Here is a 7,094-nt window from a genome sequence, read left to right on the forward strand (position 1 = left end):
CATGTCCCAGTTTTTGAAGTTGAAGCGCGCTGTCCGGGGTCATGGCGACACGCGCCTCGCCCGCAAACACTTCCTTTGGTGTACCGATCTTCAAGCCGCTCTCCGGATTGCATGGTTGGTTTCAGACGTGAAAGCCTGCACCCCGGGGCATGACAAAAACCGATCCTCCCCCAAGCTGCCGGCTGTTGACCTATCCGATTACAGGGCAAGCCGCCCGCCGTCCACAGTGGATGAAGGTGCGAGAGACGTTTCCGGCCGCGCCAATGTGGAAAGATGCCGACGAAAAGCAAAGCGGCGCCCGCTGGCGGGCGCCGATCTTCACCGCGTGTTGCGGACAATGAAGGTCAGGGAAGCAGCGACTGGCGCAGCGCCAGGACCTCCGCGCTTTCCATCGTCTTCGCGCGCAGGTCATGCACGTCGGAGGCGCCGATGTCTTTCATGCCGTCGGGGCGGTTCGCCGCGTTGCCCCAGCTGGAGCGGACATAGGCGATGACGGCCGCGATCTCCTCGTCCGACAGGAAATCGAACGGCGGCATCGCATTGTCGAAGGCCTCGCCATTGACCTGCAGCTTGCCCTCGATGCCGTTCAGGACGACATAGGCCGGGAAGTCGGCAGAAAGAAACAGATCGTGATTGCCGGCAAGCGGCGGGAACTCGCCCGGCTTGCCCTTGCCGCCCTCCTGATGGCAGGCGATGCAGGTGTTCTCGAAGACAGCCGCGCCATCGGCATTAGCGCTTGCGACCGTGGCATCGGCGCTTTCGGGCGCCGGCGGGTTCGGACCGAGCCAGGTTCCGAGATAATCGAGGATTTTCGCGCGCTGCTCGTCGCTGACCCGGAGGCCGAATCCCTTCATATTGTCCAGGACGGCATTCCAGGCGCCATGCGGAATCCCCGCCGAATCCTCGACGGATTGCAGGTCATGACATGTCTGGCAGTAGCCGTAGACGAGATCGCGGCCCGGTCCCTTCGGCAGGTCGAATCGATCGGCCGCGGATGCGCCGAACGGCAGCGCGACGGCACAGGCAAAGACGAAAAATAACGATGGCAACCGCACGGCGCGCAACTCCAATTCGTAAACGAGAAAAAAGAGGGGGCGCAATCGATGCGCCCCGAGCAGACCGGTCCGTCAGACGGTGATCTCGACGCGGTCGACGCCGTTCCATTCATAACCGCGCGGATTCCAGCGGGTCAGGCCGTCCATCGGTTGCGTGCGTCCGAGCGCGTCGGTCGCCCGGCACATCAGCACGTTCGATCCGGAGGCCAGTTTCGCCTTGGCCGACCAGTGATACCAGGCCCACGGGCTTTCGGCCGGCTTGATCTCGGCTTCCTGCCAGGTCTTGCCGCCATCAGCCGATACCTCGACCATGGTGATCGCGGCCTCGCCGTCATTGAAGGCAACGCCGGTAATCTCGGCGTCGCCCGCCTTCGCGCCGTCGTCGGGAAGCGGAGAAAAGATCACGCTCTTGATCTTGTGGCCGTAGGTCGGGACGGAATTGTAGACGGTATAGTCATTGGCCTCGAACTGGCCCGGCTCGACCGGCACCAGCGGCATGCGATAGCCGACCGACTGGAAGGCGCTCGGAGATTCCGCCGCGGCAAACAGCAGCGTCGTCAGGAGCTTGACGTTCATGTTGCCGTAATAGCCGGGAATGATCAGGCGCACCGGTCCGCCATTTTGCGCAGGAATCGGTTCGCCGTTCATCTTCAGCGCCAGAATGGCATTGTCGAGCGCCGGATCGGCCAGATGGTAGCTCTTGGCGAAATCGGACCCCTCGGGCGTTGCCGGCTGGTCCCAGCCTTCCGCCGTCAGCCAGTGGGCTTCCGGGCTCGGCTCCATTTTCAGATCATCGAGAAGCGGCCGCAGCGGCACGCCCTCCCATTCGACATTGCCCAGGCCGCCGTTCTGCCACTGGCCGCCGGCAACCTTCTGCTTGGCGGCGTAGTAGGACCGGCCATTGCCAGCGCATTGCAGCACCGAAACGCGCTTTTCCTGCGGCCGGGCCTGCAAGTCGGCGATCGTCAGCGTTCGCGGCCTCTGCACCAGACCATCGAAGCGAATGGTCCAGTTCTTGACGATATCCTCCGGCGGCGCGCTGGTCGTCGCGTACCAGGCGGCGTCGCCCTCATGCGGATAATGGAAGCGGTTGAACAGGATTTCCTTCGGCGTGTGATCATGTTCGCGCAGCATCTTCAGCGGCGTTTCCATAACGGCGAGCTTGGCGTTGTGGATCAGCATCCCCGAGGCCTTGCCGGAGATGATTTGCGCGGAATCGACGGCGTCGGCGGCAAACGCGGCGCGCAGTGCTGCGGGCGATACGCCGAAGGCGAGGCCGGCTGCGCCGACCAGCTTGCCGAAATCGCGGCGTGACAGTTGAGGTGCGATCCAGGGTTTCGTCATGTTTTCCTCCCAATCGGGGTCCGGATTAGCGGAATGCGCCGGCATGCGGGAATCGCAGCCGATGGACCCTGATTGAGAAGAAACGTACGGGAGCGCCGGTTTATTCCATCGGCGCGAAATTTTTATGCTTCGCAGTTGGCGCTGTTGCGCTTGTTTTGCGCCAGTTCCTGGCGCGCGCGCTCGTCGAGCGGCGCGTTGACGCGCGTCGCGTGCTCGACCTTTTGGGAAATCAGCGAAAAGCGGCTCTCGTCCATGCCCTTGGCGAAAAGCAGGTAGCCGAGATCCTCCACCCGCCAGGCATGGGCGCGTTCCGTCCGGTCCAGGGCATGGATCCCCGATACCGGCAACTGGTCCCCGGCGAAGACGAACAGGCTGAGATGGCAGCCATGCTGGCCGCGATAGCCGATCTGGAGGACGCGCCCGCCCTGCAGATCGGAAACCTTGACAAGCCCGACCGAGAGGCCGGTGCTTTCGAGATCGGGCACGACCGGCAGGCGGCCAAAGCGCGACAGCGCGGCCAGGACCACCGGCGGCGTGTCCACTGCGTCGGTCATCTCGTGGACCAGCCACCGGTCGTGCATGGCGCGCGCAGAATCAAACACCGACTCGCGCAGTTCCAGCGTCGGCGTGCCGGCCGGCACGGGCAGCATCATCGCCGCGGCACCGACCGCCGCGGCGAGCGCGGCGGCGGCCAGCATCGGGTAACGGCGCCGGCGGCGCGGCAGAACGGATACGAGACCGTCGGGCGCCGACGGAAAGATTTCGTGGACGCCACCCTTCACATGATAGAGCAGCGATATCTGTTCCGCGGTTTCCGGATCATGGCCGGCGGCATGCGCGACTTCCGCGGCTTCCCGGGAGCCGAGTTCGCCGTCCACATATGCGTTCAATGTCCGCCAGTCCGGGGATGTCATCGTCGTTATCTCAGCCTGCGCGTGTGTGCGGTTCTAACCAGCGGGGTGATGTTGTCGTCGGCGATAATGTCCAGCAGCGCTTTGCGCGCCCGCGACAGCCGGCTCATAACGGTTCCTTCGGCAATATCCAGCACGTTTGCGGCCTCCGCATAGGAAAATCCCACGAAGTCTACTAGCGCGATTATCTCCCGGTGCGCGATTGGCAACTTTGCCACAGCTATGCGGATGGTCACGACATCGACGATACGACGGTCGCCCTTCCAGCCGGAGTCCTCATCGTCGGCGACGTCGAGCGCGGCATCGATTTCGACCTCCCTGCCGGCCTTGCGGCACCTGTCGATGAAGGCGTTATGCAGGATGCGAAAGAGCCACGCCCGGTAGGCGGCCTCGTCGCGCGGAAACCGCCGCGCCTCGAGCGCGCGAAGGGCGCAATCCTGGACCAGGTCGCGCGCCTGTTCGCCGTCCTGGGCGAGCGCGAACGCGAATCCGTACAGGCGGTCGAGATTGGTTTCGATCCATTGCCTCAATGGCCCACCTCCTCCCATGGAAACCACCTGGCTGAAAGCGAAGGACGCGGTAACAGCCCTTCGCGCGCGATGGTGGTGGGGGACGGGAATGTTGTCAACCGGGCGAGGCCGGGCATGCGCAAGGGGCCGGAATCGTGCGGCCGGGATGACGTAGAAGCGATGCGGGAGAAATGGCGCGCCCGAAAGGATTCGAACCTCTGACCCCCAGATTCGTAGTCTGGTGCTCTATCCAGCTGAGCTACGGGCGCGCATCGCGGAACTGGCCGATTACGGCCACCTATCGCGTCGAAGCGGCTTCGTAGTCTGTTGCGGATCGGAATTCAAGCCGTTTCGACCGGAAAAATGAAGATAGGCATTCGCCGCCGGGATCGCCAGTCGCCGCCGTGCGGAATTGCGATCAGGAGACGTTCTTCGACTGGTTGCGGCGTACGCGTTCCTGCTCCAGCGAGACGGGCGCGTCGGGCAGGCGAATCTCGAAATGCGCCCCGAAGCCGCGGTCCTCGCGCAGTTCCAGCGTGCCGCCATGGGCGCGCACGAGTTCGTCGGCGATGGCAAGGCCGAGGCCGGTGCCGCCGGCGCGGGCCGAGCCCTTGAAGGCGGAAAACAGGTTCTCGCGTGCCTTCTGCGGCAGGCCGGGCCCGGTGTCCTCGATACTGATCAGTGCCGTCGTGCCCATGCGCGCCGCCGAAATCGAAAGACGCTTGACGGTCGCGGGATCCGTGTCGGCGCGCATCGCCTCGACGGAATTGCGGCATAGATTGAGCAGCACCCGGAACAATTGTTCGCTGTCCGCGTCGAGCTCGAAGCCTTCGGGAATGTTGACGGAAAGTTCGATCCCCGAGGCCGGATCGATGCCGAGAAGCTCCTCCACGTCGGAGACGACCGGCGCCAGCTTAACGCGGCGGCGGTTGGGCGCGGCTTCGCCGGCCCGACCGTAGGACAGGACGTTTTCCGAATAGCTGATCGCCCGGTCGAGCGTGCGCATGAGCTTCGGCGCAAAACGCTGCACGGCCGGGTCGCTGGTGGCCGACAGGCGGTCCGACATCAGTTGGGCCGAGGCGAGAATGTTGCGCATGTCATGGTTGATCTTGGAGACCGCGAGGCCGAGATCGGCGAGGCGTTTCCGGCTCTTCAGCGTTTCCTGCAGCTGGCGCTGCATGGAAGCCAGTTCGCGTTCGGCGATGCCGAGTTCGTCCTCGCGGCCGGAGGTGGCGATGATGGCGTCGGGATTGTCGGGCGCCATGGAGAAATTCAGCATGGAGCGGGTCATCCGCCGGATCGGGCGGATGGCGATGCGGTTGATCGCGAGGAAGACGAGAGACGCGGTGATCAGCGAGATGATGAGCGACAGGATCGCGACATTGCGGGCATAGGTCAGCATCGCGGCGCGCAGCGGCGCGTCGGACAGGATCAGCTCGATCTCGTTGTCGCTTTCGCCGATCGGGCCGATAACGCGGATATAACGGTCGCCGCCGAACAGCAGCGTGTCGAAAGCGTCGCGCATCGCGGCAAAGGCGGAGAAATGGGCGACGTCGACGACCGCATAGATCGGCGGCACGGTCTCGCTCAACCGGATGAAGCGCGAGCGTTCGCCGAGCCTGAGGGCGATCGCCATGGCGCCGGTCGCCATCAGGACGTCGTCCTGGGTCTTGAGCGGCAGCTTCAGATCGGCATCGGAGGCGATCAGAACGCTCGCGGCGGCCGCCGTATTCACCTTCCCGGCCAGCCACGTCATGCGGTAATTGGCGACGGACGGCACGAAAATCAGCACTTCCGCGATCATCACGAAGAGGATCGTCAGAAGCAGGATCTTCGCGGACAGCCGGCGTCGCGGCCTGAATTTCTCAGGTCCTGGCGTCGCGGTATCGCTTGCCGCCGTCATGGCAGTCGCCTCCTTTCGGGCGATGGACCGGCCGAACCGGAAAGGGGTCGCGCCAGGCACGAATTCATCATCTTAACCGAACAATCGCAGGAATCCGATCACGCGCCTCACCCAGGGGTTGCGGGTGGCCGGAACCGAATAGGCGGTCGCCGCCCGTTTCGCCATTTCCGTCATGGTCGGATAGGGCGGCACGAAACCGCGGATGTCGGACGCCTTCATTTTTTTCGACACAGCCAGCGCGAACACGCTGATCATTTCGCCTGCGCCGGCGCCGGCAATCGTCGCGCCCAGTACCGTTCCCTTGCGGTCGGTGACGAGCTTGAGATGGCCGATTGTCTTGCGTTCGGCCTGGGCGCGGTCGTTTTCGGCATAGGGCCAGCGGAACACGAGCACCTTTTGCTTGCGCTTGCGCGCCTCATCCTCCGTCAGCCCGACATGGGCGAGTTCCGGATCGGTGAAGGTCACCCAGGGAATGATGTCACGGTTCTCCTTGCCGGGAACGCGAAACAGGATCGACTGCACGACAAGGCCGGCATGGTAACCGGCGACATGGGTGAACTGCAGGCCGCCGGTCACGTCGCCGATGGCGTAGATGCGCCTGTTGGTGGTGCGCAGCGCCTTGTTGACCTTGATGGCGCGGTTGTGAAGCTCGACGCCGGCCTTTTCGAGATCGAGGCGCTCGACATTTGCCGCACGGCCCGTCGCCACGAGAAGATGCGTTCCGGTCACTTCCTCGACGCCCTTTTGCGTTTCGAGGCGCACCGCAATCGTCGACTGGCTTTTCCGCTCGACGCCGACGACCTTCGCGCCCTCGTGAATGACGACGCCCTCGCCGCGAACGCGTTCGAGGACGATTTGCGCCAGTTCCGGATCGTCCTTGCCCAGCGCCTTCAGCCCTTCGATCACCGTGACGTCGGAACCGAGGCGGCGATGGGCCTGGGCCATCTCCATGCCGATCGGGCCGCCGCCTATAACGACAAGATGGCCGGGCTTGCGGGTCTGGTCGAAGATCGTTTCGTTGGTCAGGTAATCGACCGCGTCGAGGCCCGGAACCGGCGGCACGAAAGGCGACGAACCGGTCGCGATGACGAAACGGCGCGCCTTGATCTCGTAGTCGCCGGCAATAACGGTGTCGCGGGCGGTGAAACGGCCGTATTCCCGGATCACGTGGACGCCGAGCGCGGTGAACCGCTCGATCGAATCGTTCGGCGCGATCGCCTCGATGACGGATCGGACGTGATCGTGCACCTTGCCGAAATTGACTTCCGGCTCGACCGGCTTGATGCCGAACCGGCCGGCATGGCGCATGGCGTCGGCGGTCTTGCCGGCGGCAATCAGCGCCTTGGAGGGGGCGCAGCCATAGTTCAGGCAG

The 7,094-nt window shown here is 64.2% G+C and carries 6 protein-coding genes and 1 tRNA gene; all 7 read right to left on the reverse strand.

From position 1 onward, the window contains the following. Nucleotides 1–344: 344 nt before the first annotated feature. A complete protein-coding gene (locus IG169_RS18605) occupies nucleotides 345–1,049 on the reverse strand; it encodes a c-type cytochrome (RefSeq protein WP_193177761.1) in 705 nt (234 codons plus the stop codon). Nucleotides 1,050–1,127: 78 nt separating this feature from the next. Next, a complete protein-coding gene (locus IG169_RS18610) occupies nucleotides 1,128–2,399 on the reverse strand; it encodes a sulfite oxidase (RefSeq protein WP_193177762.1) in 1,272 nt (423 codons plus the stop codon). Nucleotides 2,400–2,521: 122 nt separating this feature from the next. Continuing rightward, nucleotides 2,522–3,289, reverse strand: a complete 768-nt coding sequence (locus IG169_RS18615; RefSeq protein WP_193177763.1) for a hypothetical protein — start codon at nucleotides 3,287–3,289, stop codon at nucleotides 2,522–2,524. A 29-nt stretch (nucleotides 3,290–3,318) separates the two neighbouring features. Further along, on the reverse strand, nucleotides 3,319–3,840 hold the full coding sequence (locus IG169_RS18620; RefSeq protein ID WP_210326100.1) for an RNA polymerase sigma factor: 522 nt from the start codon (nucleotides 3,838–3,840) through the stop codon (nucleotides 3,319–3,321). 171 nt (nucleotides 3,841–4,011) lie between these two features. Next, nucleotides 4,012–4,088: transfer RNA gene (locus IG169_RS18625), tRNA-Arg, on the reverse strand. 149 nt (nucleotides 4,089–4,237) lie between these two features. Beyond that, a complete protein-coding gene (locus tag IG169_RS18630; protein WP_193177765.1) occupies nucleotides 4,238–5,722 on the reverse strand; it encodes a sensor histidine kinase in 1,485 nt (494 codons plus the stop codon). A gap of 72 nt (nucleotides 5,723–5,794) precedes the next feature. Then, a partial coding sequence (locus tag IG169_RS18635) for a dihydrolipoyl dehydrogenase family protein (protein ID WP_193177766.1) occupies nucleotides 5,795–7,094 on the reverse strand: 1,300 nt, incomplete at its 5' end.

Origin of the sequence: Oricola nitratireducens, from assembly GCF_014904745.1 — a bacterium.
Classification (GTDB): Bacteria; Pseudomonadota; Alphaproteobacteria; order Rhizobiales; family Rhizobiaceae; genus Oricola; species Oricola nitratireducens.

Coding starts and splice junctions, on each gene's coding strand:
- IG169_RS18630 (WP_193177765.1), bottom strand. CDS start 5,722: ATGACGGCGGCAAGCGATACCGCGACGCCAGGACCTGAGAAATTCAGG.
- IG169_RS18610 (WP_193177762.1), bottom strand. CDS start 2,399: ATGACGAAACCCTGGATCGCACCTCAACTGTCACGCCGCGATTTCGGC.